Annotated in this window: 13 protein-coding genes; 10 read left to right on the top strand and 3 right to left on the bottom strand. The window is 35.3% G+C overall.

Annotated elements, in window-relative coordinates; all coding sequences use genetic code 11:
- Positions 1 to 54 precede the first annotated feature (54 nt).
- Positions 55 to 1,275 carry a glycosyltransferase gene (locus AN34_RS13090; protein ID WP_029286130.1) on the top strand — a complete coding sequence of 407 codons (1,221 nt, stop codon included), beginning with the start codon at positions 55 to 57 and terminating at the stop codon, positions 1,273 to 1,275.
- 70 nt (positions 1,276 to 1,345) lie between these two features.
- On the top strand, positions 1,346 to 2,263 hold the full coding sequence (locus AN34_RS13085; protein WP_029286128.1) for a glycosyltransferase family 2 protein: 918 nt from the start codon (positions 1,346 to 1,348) through the stop codon (positions 2,261 to 2,263).
- A 6-nt stretch (positions 2,264 to 2,269) separates the two neighbouring features.
- Here the strand turns inward: AN34_RS13085 and AN34_RS13080 are convergent, their stop codons facing one another.
- Positions 2,270 to 3,019, bottom strand: a complete 750-nt coding sequence (locus tag AN34_RS13080; RefSeq protein ID WP_051666526.1) for a glycosyltransferase family 2 protein — start codon at positions 3,017 to 3,019, stop codon at positions 2,270 to 2,272.
- Between the two features lie 113 nt (positions 3,020 to 3,132).
- On the opposite strand from AN34_RS13080, the gene AN34_RS13075 reads away from it, so the two are divergent.
- The gene (locus AN34_RS13075; protein ID WP_029286125.1) at positions 3,133 to 4,659 is read left to right on the top strand and encodes a lipopolysaccharide biosynthesis protein; all 1,527 of its coding nucleotides are present in this window, start codon (positions 3,133 to 3,135) and stop codon (positions 4,657 to 4,659) included.
- Positions 4,656 to 5,387 carry a glycosyltransferase family 32 protein gene (locus AN34_RS13070; RefSeq protein ID WP_029286124.1) on the top strand — a complete coding sequence of 244 codons (732 nt, stop codon included), beginning with the start codon at positions 4,656 to 4,658 and terminating at the stop codon, positions 5,385 to 5,387. Before AN34_RS13075 ends, AN34_RS13070 begins: the two co-directional genes overlap by 4 nt.
- A gap of 91 nt (positions 5,388 to 5,478) precedes the next feature.
- Here the strand turns inward: AN34_RS13070 and AN34_RS13065 are convergent, their stop codons facing one another.
- On the bottom strand, positions 5,479 to 7,314 hold the full coding sequence (locus AN34_RS13065) for a hybrid sensor histidine kinase/response regulator (protein ID WP_051666524.1): 1,836 nt from the start codon (positions 7,312 to 7,314) through the stop codon (positions 5,479 to 5,481).
- 620 nt (positions 7,315 to 7,934) lie between these two features.
- On the opposite strand from AN34_RS13065, the gene AN34_RS13060 reads away from it, so the two are divergent.
- The 3 genes from AN34_RS13060 to AN34_RS13050 all read left to right on the top strand — a co-directional run bounded on the left by AN34_RS13060 (position 7,935) and on the right by AN34_RS13050 (position 14,132).
- On the top strand, positions 7,935 to 8,339 hold the full coding sequence (locus tag AN34_RS13060; RefSeq protein WP_029286121.1) for a response regulator transcription factor: 405 nt from the start codon (positions 7,935 to 7,937) through the stop codon (positions 8,337 to 8,339).
- A complete protein-coding gene (locus AN34_RS13055) occupies positions 8,339 to 9,523 on the top strand; it encodes a sugar transferase (protein WP_051666520.1) in 1,185 nt (394 codons plus the stop codon). The genes AN34_RS13060 and AN34_RS13055 overlap by 1 nt, the downstream gene beginning before the upstream one ends.
- A gap of 247 nt (positions 9,524 to 9,770) precedes the next feature.
- On the top strand, positions 9,771 to 14,132 hold the full coding sequence (locus AN34_RS13050) for a PAS domain S-box protein (RefSeq protein WP_036677154.1): 4,362 nt from the start codon (positions 9,771 to 9,773) through the stop codon (positions 14,130 to 14,132).
- A gap of 62 nt (positions 14,133 to 14,194) precedes the next feature.
- Here the strand turns inward: AN34_RS13050 and AN34_RS13045 are convergent, their stop codons facing one another.
- Positions 14,195 to 15,034 carry a PRC-barrel domain-containing protein gene (locus AN34_RS13045; protein ID WP_157263306.1) on the bottom strand — a complete coding sequence of 280 codons (840 nt, stop codon included), beginning with the start codon at positions 15,032 to 15,034 and terminating at the stop codon, positions 14,195 to 14,197.
- A 383-nt stretch (positions 15,035 to 15,417) separates the two neighbouring features.
- On the opposite strand from AN34_RS13045, the gene AN34_RS13040 reads away from it, so the two are divergent.
- The 3 genes from AN34_RS13040 (at position 15,418) to AN34_RS13030 (ending at position 17,908) form a co-directional block, all read left to right on the top strand.
- Complete coding sequence (locus AN34_RS13040; protein ID WP_029286113.1) at positions 15,418 to 15,987, top strand: Crp/Fnr family transcriptional regulator; 570 nt, start codon at positions 15,418 to 15,420, stop codon at positions 15,985 to 15,987.
- A 79-nt stretch (positions 15,988 to 16,066) separates the two neighbouring features.
- Positions 16,067 to 16,996 carry an alpha/beta fold hydrolase gene (locus AN34_RS13035; RefSeq protein WP_029286111.1) on the top strand — a complete coding sequence of 310 codons (930 nt, stop codon included), beginning with the start codon at positions 16,067 to 16,069 and terminating at the stop codon, positions 16,994 to 16,996.
- Positions 16,997 to 17,011: 15 nt separating this feature from the next.
- Complete coding sequence (locus AN34_RS13030) at positions 17,012 to 17,908, top strand: NmrA family NAD(P)-binding protein (protein ID WP_029286108.1); 897 nt, start codon at positions 17,012 to 17,014, stop codon at positions 17,906 to 17,908.
- Positions 17,909 to 17,936: the final 28 nt, after the last annotated feature.

Here is a 17,936-nt window from a genome sequence, read left to right as displayed (position 1 = left end):
CTGGGTTTTATTAAAGGTATTAACACTTCAAAACATACCATAAAAAAGTAGCCAATGTCAATTTTAAAAAACAGAGACATCATTATAGTAGGCCAGCAACCCTGGGATACAGCTATTGGCAGCAACTGCAAAGACCTGGCAATGGAATTTAGTAAAAACAACCGGGTATTATACATCAATGCTCCTTTAGATAGAAGGACAAGTTTGCAGCAAAGGAATGTTGAATCGGTAAAGAAAAGATTGCGGATTATTGCGGGTAAAGAAGAAGGACTGGAACAAGTAGCACCTAATTTGTGGGTCTATTACCCTAAAATAATTATTGAATCCATCAACTGGATTAAAGTGATGCCCATCTTTCGCTGGTTAAATAAATGGAACAATCAGAAATTTGCCAAAGATATCAATGTTTCATTAAAGAGATTGAATTTCAATGATTTTATATTATTCAATGACAACGATATCTTTAGGAGTTTTCATTTAAAGGAACTTTTAAAGCCAGCAATAAGTATTTATTATTCCAGAGATTACATTATTGCTACCCCCTACTGGCAATATCATGGGGAATACCTGGAGCCGCAGTTAATTGAAAAAAGTGATCTTTGCGTGGCAAATTCTGTTTTCCTGGCCAATTATTGCAAAAAATACAATCCAAATTCTTATTATGTTGGGCAAGGTTGTGACTTTAAACTATTTAAACAGGCTGATGATATATTAGTACCAGCTGACCTTTCAGTTATTAAAGGCCCGATATTGGGCTATGTTGGCGCCATATTATCGATAAGACTTGATGAACAGATTCTTTTACACCTTGCAAAGGCACGGCCAGACTGGAGCATTGTGTTGGTTGGACCAGAAGATGAAGATTTCAAAAAAAGTGAATTACATGAATTAAGCAATGTGCACTTTTTAGGAAGCAAAGGAACTGAAACTTTAGCGGCATACATTAATGGGTTTGATGTTTGTTTAAATCCTCAAACGATCAATCCGCTTACCATTGGCAATTATCCCCGAAAAATAGACGAATACCTGGCAATGGGTAAACCGACTCTTGCTACGAAAACAGAAGCCATGAGTATTTTTGAGCAGCATGTATACCTGGCCGAAACGAAAGAAGACTATGTAACTTTAGCAGAAAAAGCCTTAATAGAGCATAGCACAGCGCTGGCCAATGAGCGAATTAAATTTGCACATACCCATACCTGGGCAAAAAATGCTGAAGAAATTTATCAGGCCATCAATGATGTGGAAAGTAATATTATCAGTAATAAAAATTAGTTACGAGTCTTTAATAAATTTTAACTGATTTTCATCAATTAGAATAACATCAATATTTCAAACAGCAAAAATGTTTAACACTTCCATTATCACCGTCAATTTTCGTCAGGAAGCAGTAACGATTGAATTACTTAAATCAATCAGTCAATATTGCAGCGGCAAAAATGTTGAAGTGATCATTGTAGATAATGGAACAGAACAAAATCAGGAACATATTTTTAAACCTCACTTTGAAAACATTAAATACATCCAATCCATAGAAAACCTGGGCTTCGCTGGAGGTAATAACCTGGGAATTAAACAAGCGCACGGCGATTATTTGTTTTTACTGAACAACGATACCGAGTTACCTGCAGATTGTATCGAGACGCTATGTGCCGAATTTGAACAAAATGAAAATATAGGACTCCTGTCTCCCTTACTGTTATATTTCGACCGAAAGGATACGGTTCAGTATGCAGGTTTCACACCAGTAAATCACCTTACTGGCAGAAATTCCACTATTGGAGAGTTGGACCAGAATAAAGGGCAATATGCCAATAAAAGTTATCAAACCGGATATTGCCATGGTGCTGCAGTAATGTGCCGCAAAGAAGATGTATTAATGGCAGGATTAATGGACGAAAATTACTTCCTATATTATGAAGAGCTGGATTGGTGTGAAAAATTCAAAAGAATTGGAAAGCAAGTTTGGTTTACAGGAAAAACCCATGTTTACCACAAAGAATCAATAAGCGTTGGTATAGATAGCCCGCTAAAAATCTATTTCCACACCCGCAACAGAATGCTTTTCATGAGGAAAAATACAGGTTTGATAAATACCATACTTTTTTCTATTTATTATACGCTAATTTCCTGCCCTAAAGCAGTTTTGAAATTCATATTTAAGCGTCAGTTGTCTCTTGCAAAACAGGTGATCAGGGGCTTGTTATGGAATTATACCCATGATAAAAACAGTAAGAATTTAGGGTTTAAATTGAAGCGGTAACTTCATTTACCTTAACCTTTTTAAAACGGTTAAAACGGCATATCTGCTGAAATAATACATAGACATTAACAAACCTATCTTTTCACTTTCTCTTAAAATTTTCCAGGTTTTAACCACGGCTTTCATTTTATTGGAAGAGAGCGAATCTTTCCTAATTCTGTACAAAGCCAAAGGTTCGTTAATTCCATATCCCAGTTTATATTTCTTAAACAACTGAAGGAAAAAAATCCAGTCTTCGTGACCCGCCTTCGAAAATTTTAAATCGCAGATAGCACTTCTTAATATCATTGAAGTTGAAAAAATAATAACGTTATGTGATAACAATTGATGGTAGCTATAAGTAAACGGCGCTGGCGTTACCCCGGAAATAACTTCTCCTTCCTCGTTGATTCTATTATAAGCACAAAAAGTCATGGTGAGCATTTTATCTTCCATATATTCTACTTGTCGGCTCAGCTTATTTTCCAGCCAGATATCATCACTATCTAAAAAAGCAATATACTTTCCTTTCGATTTGCTCATGCCCAGGTTTCTGGCATTTGAAACCCCTTTATTTTCGGGCAAAGAAATAAATTGTATGTTGCTATACTTACTGGCAAAATCTTCTACGATGGTACAAGTGTTATCTGTTGATTGATCGTCGATGATGATCAATTCCCATGATTTATAATCCTGAGCAATAATAGAATTTAAGGTAGCCCTAATAAACTTTGAAGAATTATAGCAGGGTACAATAATCGATACGAGTGGTTCCAATTTGATTTATTTTATGAATCTGATGCGCGAGGACTAAAATAGAAAATTATTACAAACCTTTTAAGCGCTTCTATAAATTAAATAAAAACCAGTACTTTAGTAAGTCAGTTTATATGGATAGAAGACGCTTTGTAATCAACCTGGTTTCCAACCTTTTTAGTGCCCTTTCCGGCATCGGAATTTCTTTCTTTTTAACTCCCTATATTGTAGCGCATTTGGGTAAAGAGGCTTATGGTTTTTTTCCATTAACCAATAACTTTATCATGTATGCCGGAATTATAACTACCGCATTGAATTCGATGTCGAGTCGGTATATTACCATAAGTTTAGAAAAAAAAGAAATTAAAGCGGTAAATACCTATTTCAATTCCATACTATTTGGCAACTTGCTAATTTCTTTCTTTTTCATTCTCGTAAGTGCATTATTCTGCTATTTCATTAGCCATATTCTCGACATTCCAACCCCTTTGTTTGCAGATGTAAGATTGCTTTTTATTTTCATGTTTATTAGTTTAATCATCAATGTATCATCGGCAGTTTTTTCTGTAACAGCATTTGCCCTCAATAGATTTGACAAGTTAGCATACATTAATATTGCTTCTAATATTATAAAACTTGGCACTATCATACTGCTATTTTATTTTTTCACACCTAAAATTTATTTTCTGGGTTTGGTTACAGCCATCCTATCGCTCTATACACTCATTGCAAACTATAGGCTTACCAAAAAACTACTGCCAGAAATCGCTATTGATTGGGCTTTCTTTTCAAAAAGTACATTATCTATAGTTGTTGGCGCTGGAATCTGGAATTCGATTATGGCCCTGTCCAATGTAATCAACACACAATTGGATTTATTGATTGCCAATCACTTTTTTGGTGCATCAGGTATGGGTTTTTTGTCTCTCACCAAATTTATCCCCAATGCAATTTATATCCTTCTTGGAATTATTGTTCCTATATTTTTACCAGAAATGTTTAAGGCTTATGCCCGAAACGATATGGCTAAGTTAAAGCAAACTTTAGATCAGTCATTTAAAGCCATATTTTTAGTGGTTTTAGTCCCATTGGCTGTCTTCTTTGTTTATGGAGAAGATTTTTTCCGTCTGTGGTTGCCCACTCAAGATGCCAGAGGGCTGCATATTCTTTCTGTTATTACGCTTGTGCCCTTTATTGTTCACGGAACCGTAGAAACTGTATATCATGTTTTTGTCATCACAAATAAATTAAAAATGGCCTCTGTTTGGGGGATTTTTATTTCTGTTTTAAATTATGTTTTAGTTATAATTCTTTGCTTGTACAGTAACTTAGGGGTATACGCTATACCTGTTGCAGCATTAATTAGTGGTGTATTTAGCCACCTAACTTTTACGCCACTGTATGCAGCATACTGTCTAGAAGAAAAGCGATGGTATTTTTTTATCAAAATAATTAAAGGTCTTGCTGGATTTATGCTGCTTTTACTAATCGCATACGGCTGGAAGAAACTAAATTTGTTTACAATTGATTCCTGGATGACGTTTTTAACCAATAGTGTGATTATTGGCGTAATACTTTTCTTAATTTCTCTTATAATTAAGTTTGAGCGTACAGAATTATACGAAGTTTACCAAAAATTAAAAAGGAAAGTTATACAATGATACCCAAAATTATACACTACTGCTGGTTTGGAAAAGGAGAAATGCCTGATCTCGTATTAAAATGTCTGGCCTCATGGAATCGTTATCTTCCTGAGTATGAAATTATGGTTTGGAATGAGGAAAAATTTGATGTTAACCTATATCAATATTCCAGAGAAGCATATCATGAACGTAAATTTGCATTTGTGTCTGATGTTTGCCGATTATATGCGCTTAAAACGATAGGCGGTATTTACCTGGATACCGATGTGGAATTTCTAAAACCATTGGATGATACAATGCTTACCAATGTCGCTTTTACAGGATTTGAAGATAATTTTTTATTGTCATCCGCAATTATGGGAAGCATTAAGGAAGGCTCCTGGATTAATGACTTAATTTCCTATTATAATAACAGAAGCTTTTACAAGGCTAGTGGAGCCTTAGATCTCAATCCAAATACAGAGAGTATAACAGCTTTCATGAAGGCAAAAAAAACACTTAAAACAGATAATACTTTACAAGTCTTGCCAGACTATTGCACGATTTATCCGAGCGATTATTTTAGTCCGAAAAGTTGGAAGACACTAAAAATAAATATCACCAAAAATACTTATAGCATTCATCATTTCGCGGCTTCATGGCTACAGCATTCATCTTACAGCCCATTAGGCAAATTAGCCAACTTTTTATTAGGAAAAAGGATTTCTGATTTTTTAGCTAAATACTATAGAAATCTTATTCGTTAAGAATTATAAAATCTTAATAGATCAGTATATTACCCATATAAACCAACCTCAGGGAACACCAATTAACCATAGATGGGATATCATTAATTGGCTATTGGCATCTTTCTTTTATTTCTAACTGTAATTCATCAAGTACCTGGTTAAGCACATGATTAACCTCATCAATCATTAAAATTAGCTCTGCCCTACTTACGTTTTCGCTCAACTCTTCAATATTTCTGATGGTACTGCGAATAGATTTGATTTCAAGATGATCTATTGTGGATTTTAATTTATGCGCTAATTTTGAAACCTGGGGAAGATCATTTTCCCTGAAAGAGGCATTAAGATTATTTAAGGCTTCAGGAACTTGCACACAAAACAACTCAATCATTTTAGTTACGAAATCTTCTCTTCCTTTACTAATTATCCTAAGGCCATCTAAACTATATAATGGTTCAATAAGCATAGGTTCTGAAATATGAATCTGTATTTTCTTCATCCAGCTATCTATTACGTCCACGAGAATTTCTTCATTAATAGGCTTGGTCAGGTAATCATCCATTCCTGCAGCAATACACCTTTCCCTTTCTCCCGAAACCACAGAAGCCGTAAGGGCGATGATTGTGCCAGGGTATCCCCGTTGCCTCAATATCCTGGTGGTTTCATATCCATCAAGTACAGGCATCTGAATATCCATCAGAATAATATCATATGCACTTTCTTTTACCATTTCAAGAGCCATTTCTCCATGCTCTGCATTTAATACCTGCGAACCATAGCTTAATAAAATTGTACTGGCAACTAGTCTGTTTGTTTCATTATCATCAACAATCAGGATTTTTCTACCAGCAAATAAATCTTCATTGTAATTAGATTTTACCTCTTTCACCAGATTCTTATCTGTTCCCTTTGGTAATTTAATTACAAAAGAAATCGCAGAACCTATCCCCTTTTTACTTTCCACCTTGAAATGCCCGCCCATTTGAGCAACTAGTTTCTGTGAAATGCTCAATCCCAAGCCTATCCCACTATATTGACGGGTTAGGGATTCATGTTCCTGGCTGAAATTATCGAAAATACGGTTTACAAATTCCGGCTCCATTCCGATTCCTGAATCCCTCACTAAAATTTCAATTTCCTGGCTGTTATCGTCATCTTTTAAAACAAAAGCAGTTAGTGATACAGAACCTTTTTCTGTAAATTTAATGGCATTGCTCAATAAGTTCATTATCACCTGGTTGATTCTATGAGGATCACCCATTAATACCGGAGCAATATTAATCTCGTTTGGAAGAATATAATCGATTTCTAAACCTTTTTTTTCAGCTTGATTTATCATTAATTCCATGGCTTCAGAAAAAACCTGAGGAAGATTGAAACCAACATGTTTTAGATCCAATTTTCCAGCGTCAATTTTTGAAAGATCCAAAATATCGTCAAAGATTAATAGAAGATTTTTTGATGCCGTTTGTATGGTCTGTATAAAATAATCCTGTTCATCGGTAAGCATGGTTTTAGAGAGCTGACCAGTCATGCTAATGATTGCATTCATAGGTGTTCTAATCTCATGACTTATATTGACAAGAAAAAGTTCTTTTATGTCTGATGATTTTTGAATCGCTGGATCAGCCGTAATCATTTCCTGACTATTGTTTAGCAAAAATTTTTCTCCGGCAAACAGAAATGAGTTTCCATTATCAAATTCTTCCCATTTTCCAGTCACCCATCCATTTATATCTTTTGAAGAAATCTTGGTATCATTGCCTGCAACTTCTTGATTAAATCGTTCAAAATGATCAGAAAATCTTCCACCAATACAATCTCCGCATTGTACTTTCAATACCTCACCCATTTGAATGATGTTTGAATTTGAATCTATTAACAAAAAGCAAGGAAAAAGTCTGTTTAATTGCGCAAGACTAAGGGATAAAAAATTGTTTTCCATTAATAGATGATTGAAAGATGTCTAAATTTATAAAAATACCAGTGAAATCAGAATTTAAAGAATATAATTCTGCTATACTACCCAAAAAATTATGCACTAAGTGTTTCTGAAAAAGGTTAAAGCAGTGCACAAGGTTCTGAATTTAAATTTAGTAGCATTTTAGTCATTAGCTGAATATCTTTTTGTTCATTTTAATCTATTTAATCAATATTTGACAATAAACAAGAAAGTTAGCTTTTAAGGTTTTTTATTAGTATTATTTTTAACTTTTAAAATACCAATCAAACAGATTCTTTTAATAAATATATTTTTTATGAAGCAAGCATAACTTTGTAATCAATAAGTTTGCTAGTAAATGAATATACTTAACAACTACAAGAAAGTATATTACTCCTTAGCGGAATAATTCAAAGATTAACGAGTAATTTTTCCTTATTATTGTAGTAAAACAGAAAAAGTTAATAGGATTTTCAGATTTTAAATGTATTTATTTACATTACACATTTAGTTGATCCAGATAACTAAAATCAGTTTGAGACTAACTTATTATTTATCACTACTTTACACTTAACTCTTTTTGGCATTTATCTGAAAAAAACTCTATAATACGTCCCTTCCAAATGAGTAAAATTAATAATCCCAGCATACACATCCTCCTTGTGGAAGATGATGAATTCATGCAAGCCGTACTTGACGAAATTCTTAACGTAAATTATCGTATAGATATTAGACCGGATGGCCTGAGTGCTTTAGCCTTTTTACAAGGTGGAAACATTCCAGACTTAATTATTTCGGATCTGAATACGCCAAACATGAACGGACTTCAATTAATAGAGCAACTTAAAGTAAGTGATTTTTTCAGTTCCCTCCCGATCATGATTTTATCAGGTGAAGAAAGTTCTGATAAGCGTATTAAATGTCTTGATGCGGGTGCGGATGATTTCGTTGTTAAGCCCTTTAACCCGGCAGAATTAGAGGCAAGAATAAAGATGGTATTAAGACGTGCAGGAAAAAGTTTGAGCTAATGGCAAATTCTGATATCCAAATCATAGCCCTTGTTGGTTTTGCTGATGATTTTTCACATTCTTTTCTTAAAGATTGTGATTTTGAAGGTAGGCAGCTGGTTCATTTTGATAATGGAATGATGCTTGTACAAGAATGGGAATCAAAAAACCTGGCAATTGTGGCCATAATTTCCAACAGTGAAATCTTATCTAACGGTGGTCTTTCTTTAATAGAAACACTAAAAAATAAGAAAATGCCTTCGGTCCCTTTTTTTCTAGTTTTAAGATATTTCAATCCCAATTTAAGAATATTGGCGCTCACAGCCGGTATTTCAGACGTATTTAAACTTCCGCTAAAAATAGAACGTTTGGAAAAACGTGTACTTTTCTATATTCATAATTGGAATTTACTAATTAAAGAACTACCGTTTCACACCAGGTCTGTCTATCATACTGGTTTGGTTAAGCGTATATTCGATATATGCTTTGCAGGCCTTGCACTAATTATTCTATTTCCATTATTCATTTTGGTGGCGCTTTCTATCCGGCTTGAATCTAAAGGACCGGCATTCTATTATTCCTTAAGAACAGGAACAGGATTTAAGATCTTTAAATTCTATAAATTCAGGTCCATGTATATCGATGCCGATCAGAAAGTTAAAGACCTGATGCATCTTAACCAATACAATATTGATCAGAAAAAGGAATTGGTTAATCAGGCAGATCCCGCACTTTGTGAAGCTTGTATGCAAACAGGGAAATGCCAGTATCCTATTTATGCGGATGGGGCAAAGTGGTGCGAAAAAGATGATGTTTATGTTAACTCTGTAAAAAATGGATCAGCATTTTTTAAAATCAATAACGATCCCAGAATTACGAAGGTGGGTAATTTCATTAGAAATACAAGCATTGATGAATTACCACAACTTTGGAATGTAATAAAGGGTGATATGAGCATTGTTGGCAACCGCCCTTTACCTATCTATGAAGCGGAGAAACTGACAACCGATAAATCCGTACTCAGGTTTGCCGCACCAGCCGGGTTAACCGGTTTATGGCAGGTAGAGAAACGTGGTAAAGGCAAAATGAGTGAAGAAGAACGTTTAATGCTGGATAACACTTATGCAAAAAACCAAAGTTTTATAAACGATATCAAACTTATATTAAGAACAATACCCGCAATTTTCCAGAAGGAAAGTGTATAAACAGATGATTAGCAATAGCATACAATTATTTTATATTTCTTTTTAAAAAGATTATATCATAACCATTTATAAAGCTATACCTATTATACATCAAATAAGTTTGCCAACTATTTTCGCTCTGTAGTTTACTCATCAATCAGTATTGGAATAGATTGGATCATATTAAACATCTGCAAGCTATCTTTTATAAAGCTACTTGCAGATAAATAAATTGGCTTAAATAAGTCGGCAAGTAGTCATTACCACTATGCAAAAAATTGAAATGGAAGAAAATGAATCAGCCCGCCTGCGTGCACTCTATAGTTACGATATTATTGACTCTGATAAGGAGCGTGATTTTGATAGGCTCACTGAAATTGCTGCCTTAATTGCCGATTGCGAAATCTCATTAATGTCCTTTATTGATAAAGACAGGGTTTGGTATAAATCAGCTAAAGGACTTTCGGTAGAGGAAGCACCAAGAGGATTTACTATGTGCGAACGCACCTTATTATCAAAAACGATCTATCTTGTAGAAAATACCCTCGATGACGAAAATTGGTGTACGCATCCCATGGTATTAGAAGGAGTTAAAGTGCGTTTCTATGCCGGATTTCCACTTATTGATCCTAATGGATTTACCCTTGGTTCATTTTGTGTGATCAGCACAAAACCAAAAAAATTATCCTTATCACAGCAACGACAACTTTCACTTTTGGTAGAAGAAGCAATATCTGTAATTGTAGACCGCAGGAAAAAGCATGAATATAAAAGCTTCAGTCGCCTGATTAAAGACTCTGAAGATCTGATCTGTATATTGGGTGAGGATTGGACTTTTAAAATGGCAAATCCATGCTTTAATAACCGCTTCGGTTGGAGCGAAGAAGATTTACAAGCTAAAAATATTTTTGATATTGTTCCACCCGAAGAACAGGATAAAGCGAAGCAATTTTGGTATAACATTAAGAACGGAGCGGTAGAAGAGCACAATACACACCAGGTAGCCATAAAGACAGGCGGATACCGGATGATTGAATGGAGCGCCACTACTGAAAAAACAGAAAAAAATATTTTTGCTATCGGCAGGGATGTTACGGCTGAAATAGAGAAAAACAAAGCCTTAAAAGTTAGCGAACAAAAATTAAAAGCATTTTTTGAAAGTTCGCAAGGGTTACTTTGTACGCATGATATACATGGTAAGTTAATTTCATTTAATCCTGTTGGCGCTAAAACATTAGGATATTCAACAGCAGATCTATGTAATAAAACTCTTTTTGACATTATCCCGGTAGACCGGCATGATGATTTACGTCAATACCTTACCGATATTTTAACAAAGGGCTTTTCTAAGGGCTATATGGTGGTTATACGTAAATCTGGTGAAGAGCGTTTGTGGCTATATGCTAACACACTACAACATGATCTTAATGGTGAGCCCTATATTGTTGGCAATGCTGTAGATATTACAGATCAAAAGAAATTAGAGAACGATCTCATTCATACAAAAAATTTACTGGAAGAAACCAGCTCCCTATCAAAGATAGGTGGATGGGAACTTAATTTGGTTGATCAGCAACTTTACTGGTCTAGTATTACTCGTGAAATCCATTCTGTACCTGATGGGTTTATTCCTACTAAAGAAAGTGCCATTCAATTTTACAAAAGCGGGGAAAGCAGAGATACCATTATGCAAGTGGTTAAAGATTGTTTGCATACAGGTAAAGACTGGGATCTGGAACTTCAAATTATCGATTATAACGGCAAGGAAATCTGGGTACGTACCAAAGGAAATGTACAATTTGTAAAAAATGCTCCGTTTCGCCTTTATGGTACCTTTCAAAATATAGATGAACAGAAACGTGCGCAGATCGAAGTAATTGCTTCTAAAAAACTATTAGATGATGTACTTTCTGCAGCTACGGGTGTGAGCATCATTGCTACCGATTTAGAGGGAACCATAACTGTATTTAATCAGGGATCAGAGCAATTACTTGGCTACTCTGCAGAAGAAATAATTGGAAAACAATCACCAATCATCTTTCACGATCCGAAAGAAGTGGATGAACTTTGTACAGATTTCAGTTCTTCGCTAGATTCCGAAGTTTCAGGATTTGGTTTTTATAAACAATGTGCAGATCACCCTCAAAAGGAAAGAACATTTACGTTTATTACCAAATCTGGAAAACGATTGAGGGTTTCATTATCAATTACGTCTATAAAAGATAGCAAAGGTAATATTATTGGTTATTTGGGTATTTCCATTGATATTACACAAAAAGAAGCGATTGAGAAGGAACTGGCTACAGAAAAGGCAATACTTATTGCTTTTATCGAAAATGCACCTGCATCAGTAGCTATGGTTGATGAAAATATGCACTTTTTAATTGCAAGTAAAACGTGGCTAAAAGACTATACACAAATTGAGGGAGATATTAAGGGATTATCATATTATGATGTTTTCCCTAATTTATCAGATGATCGCAAAGCTGTACACAAAGAAGTTCTCAAGGGAAGAGTAATTAAAAAAGATGAAGATGTATATGTAGACATTAAAACAAATATGCCGCATCATATTGCATGGGAAATGAGGCCGTGGTACAGAGCGGATCAATCTATCGGCGGAATGATGATCTTCACGCACAATATCTCCGCAAGTGTAAAACATCGGGATGAATTGACCGTAGCAAGATTACGTGCTGATCATGCTAACCTTGCTAAATCTGAATTTCTTGCCAATATGAGTCACGAGATCAGAACGCCATTAAATGGAGTGATAGGCTTTACCGATCTCGTACTAAAAACCCAACTAAATTCTACACAACAGCAATACCTGAAAATCGTTAATCAATCTGCTAATGCACTGTTGAGTATTATAAATGATATTTTAGATTTTTCAAAAATTGAAGCTGGCAAATTTGAACTTGATATAGAAAGGTGCGACCTTTATGAGATTGCTGAACAGGCATGTGACATTACGAATTACCAGATTCAGACCAAAAAACTTGAAATGCTGTTAAATGTTCAGCCAAATCTTCCAAGATTTATATGGACTGATGCCCTTCGCCTGAAACAAGTATTAATTAATCTTTTAGGCAACGCTGCAAAATTTACAACTATAGGAGAAATTGAACTTAGAATACAAGCGCTGAGTGAAAGTAATGGTCAGCATATGCTTCGGTTCAGTGTACGTGACACTGGAATCGGAATCGCAAAAGGAAGACAGGCCAAAATTTTTAATGCATTTTCACAAGAAGATTCTTCCACCACAAAAAAATATGGCGGAACAGGATTAGGATTAACGATTTCTAACAAATTGTTAAAAATGATGGACAGTCGTCTGCATCTGGAAAGTTCACTAGGTGAAGGCAGTATTTTCTATTTCGACTTAAATCTGCAATCTGAACAAGGAGATCCAATTGAATGGATAGGCCTCGAAAGTATTAGTAAAGTACTGATTGTAGATGATAATGATAACAATAGAGATATTTTAACTGATATGCTGCTTTTGAAAAACATCCAGTCTGATCATGCCCGAAATGGTTTTGAAGCCCTACAGTTTTTAGCTGAAGGCAGAACCTACGACGCTATTTTAATGGATTATCATATGCAGTATATGGATGGGATAGAAACTGCCGCTAAAATCAGGAATAATTTTATAAGTGCAGATGAGAAACTTCCTGTAATTCTGCTTCACAGTTCATCAGATGATGGCACTATTATTAAGGCATGTAATGAGTTAAAAATTGATAACCAGTTGCTTAAACCCATCAAAATGGACAAGCTTTACCTGGCTTTATCAAGGCTAAAAACAAAGGAAACCACGTTCTCCAAAAACATCGAAATTTCAGCACCATCAATTTCTTACCCAAACCAGGCGCATAAATTTTTGATTGTAGAAGATAATGAGGTCAATAGATTTCTAACCCGTTCATACATCGAAAAACTCTATCCACAAAGCATAATCATAGAAGCTGAGAATGGTTTGATAGGTATAGAACAATTTCAAAAGACGATGTTCAGCCTGGTTTTTATGGATATACAAATGCCAGAGATGAACGGTTATGAATGCTCAAAAAAAATCAGATTAATAGAAAAAGATAAAAGAACGCCAATTATTGCTTTAACTGCGGCAAATGTAAAAGGTGAAAGAGAAAAAAGCATTGCTGCAGGAATGGATGATTTTATTACTAAACCTGTATTAGAAGAGAATATTAAGGCTATATTAAACAAGTGGCTATTGGATACACACGAACTAAAATCAGACAAAAAGGATAGCGAAGCCAATAATGATTTGGTTCATTTTAATATTGAAAAACTGGAATCTTACTTTGGTAAGGATTCTGTAAAATTGAAGAAAATAATCGAAATCACTATTAATCAGCTTAATCTGGCATCTATTCAACTTACCAAAAATATTCAACCAGAGGACTCTGAAATGGTGCTCTCCTTATCACACAAATTGTATGGCATGTCTACCTCTGCGGGATTTATTACTTTAGCAGAAGTAAGCAGAGAATTGCAAAAAGTTGATGTAGCTGATTATTTATCCTTAAAGGCAGGCGCAGAAAACCTCAAAAGAGAAATAAAATTATTGATCTCCATATTGATTAACTATTCGCAGGAAGAGTAAATAATTACGTAAAAAGAAGGGCAAATGCTATAAACAATTGCCCTTCTTTTTGTAATTAAAGACTATAAATGATCTGATGATTCATTATGAACCCTGATGGCTTCACCTATCATCATAACAAATCGGTCGCCTAATTGGTCCATTGTTCTCCACCGTACACCTTGCTCGCCAGGTTCCGCATATATTACCCCAATCTTCTTTTCGTTATCAAAAATCCGGTAAGTACCATTTTCCTGAGGTTCAATACCAAAAGTTCCGTCAGCAGTATCAACTGAAAACTCCTGAAGCGTTGTGGCTAAATTGATTTCGTTTTCCCGGTTTGAAGGTAATATAGTCTCCTCGATATCTGTACGCTGATAAACTGCCTCAGTTTCTAACTCACTTTGATTAGATAATTCATCTACTTTATTGCTACTTGAGGTGTGGCGCTGCGCAACTACATTGCCCCTGTCAAAATGATGGTGGCGATAAAATTCGCCATGTTCTGTTTCTATAATATTATCAGCTACATCTAATGTAGAAGAAGCTGCTATAGCAGATCTGATTTGTAATTCGGTGTCTCTGGTTACCTCACCAATAATATAACGCGGCATAGCGGTAAACTGGCTTTCAGTCATCACCGGCAAAATTACTTCTTTTTTATCTTCTCCAAGACTTGCATAGCCAATAGGAATCAATATTGCTTTTTCATCATCAACTGAAACTGACTTGTCTAAATCTATGATAATATATCGGATCGCATTTTGCAATGGATCAAATAACAAATCTCTTACTTTACCCACTGGTGTACTATTTTCATCTCTTACCGGCCAGCCTGTAATGTCAGTCTCACCATCTATCACCCTATAATCTCCCTGAGATAATTCTTCGAGGTTCACATATTCAATTATTCCTGAATTCATAGTTTTTATATTTTTACGGGAATTCACTTTCCCTCCTCTTTCAAACAACACGTTGAAGAAATGGTTTTGCTTTTTACCCGGTTTCGGGATGTGGTTAGCAATTATGTCTTCTCCTTTTGGGCTATCTCTTTCTATTAAACCAGTGTGTTTATCACCTAAATCATCGATCTTTGTTCATTATGGATTGCCAATGATTACAATCAAATCCAGAACTGCAATAAGAAAAGATTAAAGGTAATAATGCGAGGTAATTAAAAATAAAAGTTGTGTTAAATAGATCTAAAATTGAGCTTTGATTTGCCTAATTTCACCCAATCAAAGCTGATCTTTTTGCACACGCAGCTCTGGTTACCTAACATACTTACACCAGTTTATTAATAAAAATGCAAACCGATAAATTAGTTGCTTTCATCAAAAGAATAGTTGCTATAGAAGAACATGAACTTCAGCTTATAATTTCTAAATGCAGATCAAAGACTATCTCAAAGGGAAAGCTGGTCTTAAGGAGTGGTCAAATTGCTAATCAATATTATTTTATTGTATCTGGTGGTTTACGTTTTTATTACCATTTAAACGATCAGGAAAATACCACCTGGGTATGTTTTCAAAATGAATTTTTCACAGAAATCTCAAGCCTTCACCCACAAAAACCAACACGGTTTAATATACAAGCGGTAGAAGATACCGAACTCATTATCATCGACAAAAAGGAAATGGATTTACTATACGCACACATTCCAGGTTGGGAAGAATTCGGCCGAAAGATATGGGAGGCTACTGCTGCGAGAATGGTAGACCAACTGTTGAATTTCCAAACATTATCAGCAGAAGAACGTTACCTGGAGTTTTTGCAAACACCAGAGTTATTGCAAAAGATACCTGTTAAGCAACTTGCATCCATTTTAGGGATAACACCAAATGCATTAAGCAGAATCCGAAAAAAAATCAGGTAACGATATTTCCTACCATTTGGTAGTTTCATGAATGGGTTGTCAGGCTAACTTTGAATCATCAAAACAAAAAGATCATAACATGATAAATCATTCAAAAATATCTCCAAACCCCCATTCCGATGAGGAGTTGATTAAACACCTTCCAGGATTTACCAACCATTATGCAGAGGTTAATGGAGTAAAACTACATTATGTAGAAGGTGGCACTGGTGCGCCACTCATTTGTTTGCCCGGCTGGCCGCAAACCTGGTATTCCTACCGTTCAGTTGCCATAGAACTTTCAAAAATATATCGGATAATTATTGTTGACATTAGAGGCATGGGAAATTCAGAAAAACCTGTTTCTGGCTTTGATAAAAAAACTATGGCTAAGGATATTATGGAACTGATCAAAGCGCTCCATTTAGAAAAGGTGAACATCATCGGCCATGATATTGGTGGCATGGTGGCCATGAGTCTCGCTTTTAATCACCCTCAATATATAGAAAAACTTATTATTGCTGATGGTATGCATCCCAATGAAGGCATGATGCAAATGCCGTTAATGCCTGCTCCAGGAACTTTTACAGAAAAAATGGATGCCAATATGCCTTATGCCTGGTGGATGAGTTTTAACCAGGTAAAAGGTTTGCCAGAGCAAATTCTCAAAGGTAGATTCAGATATTTGATCGATTGGCTTTTCCAGTATGTTATGATAGAGGATGCTAAAATGAGCGAATTGGAAAGAGCTGTTTATGCTGCTGCTTATAATGATAAAGAAAGTATAAGGGCAGCCAATGCCTGGTATCAAAGTTTTACGGAGGATATGGAAGATGCTAAATCTTATCAACCACTTTCAATGCCCGTATTGGGAATAGGCAGTTATGTAAGTTACAATTATATGAAGATGGCTATGCCGTACGTTTGCAAAAACAGTAATCTTAAAGGTATTCTAAACAGCGGTCATTACATGTTTGAGGAACACCCCGAAATAGTTATCGATCTGATAAAGAATTTTTTAACTGATTAATTTACACTACTGAATATGAAAAAAACAATTTTAGTTGCAGGTGCAACAGGTAATTTAGGATCAATGATCTGCAGTGAGCTGGTGAAACGGGGAGCAGTGGTGAAAGCACTTATCAGGGAAGAAAGTGATTTAGAAAAAACAGCAGTCCTGACTCAGGCTGGCGTAGAAGTAATAGCAGTAGATTATCATAATCCCGAAAGCCTAAAGAATGCATGTATAGGTGCGGACTGTGTGGTTTCAGCATTAGCAGGGCTCGCTGATGTGATTGTAGATACACAAAAGATTCTGCTGGATGCAGCATTAGAGGCAGGGGTCAAAAAGTTTATACCTTCCGATTTTTGTACAGATTACAATGTGTTGGTTCCGGGTGAAAACAGGAATTTTGATTTGAGAAGAGAATTTAAGCAATATATAGATCGCACGGCAATTCAGGCTACATCAATTTTTAATGGTGCATTTGCAGATATACTTAAATATAATACGCCTATCTTAAATTTAAAACATAAAACTATTGCCTATTGGGGTGATAAAGCAGATTGGAAACTTGATTTTACAACGATGGATGATACTGCTGCCTTTACCGCCGAAGTAGCGATGGAAGAGCATAGCCCTCGTTATTTTCATATTGCAAGCTTTCAAATCAGCGCCAATATGTTAAGTGAAGCCATTAAGTTAATTACAGGCCAGCATTTTAATGTTCAAAAGCTTTCGGATATGGATGAGTTTGCTGCAGCAATTAAAAAGCAACGTGCAGAAAATCCATCAGGAGAAATGGAGCTGTATGCCAAATGGCAGCAAGCACAATATATGTATTCCATGTATTCTACCCAACACACAATATTAGATAATGAAAACTATAAGCACATAGATTGGACAACAGCAACTCAGTACCTCAGGTCTTTTGTAAAATAAGGCTCATATTAAAAGCCTGTTGCGTTAT

Source organism: Pedobacter sp. R20-19 (assembly GCF_000708265.2).
Classification (GTDB): domain Bacteria; phylum Bacteroidota; class Bacteroidia; order Sphingobacteriales; family Sphingobacteriaceae; genus Pedobacter.
Note: the sequence above shows the minus strand (reverse complement) of the source record. Positions and strands in the feature narration are given on the sequence as shown.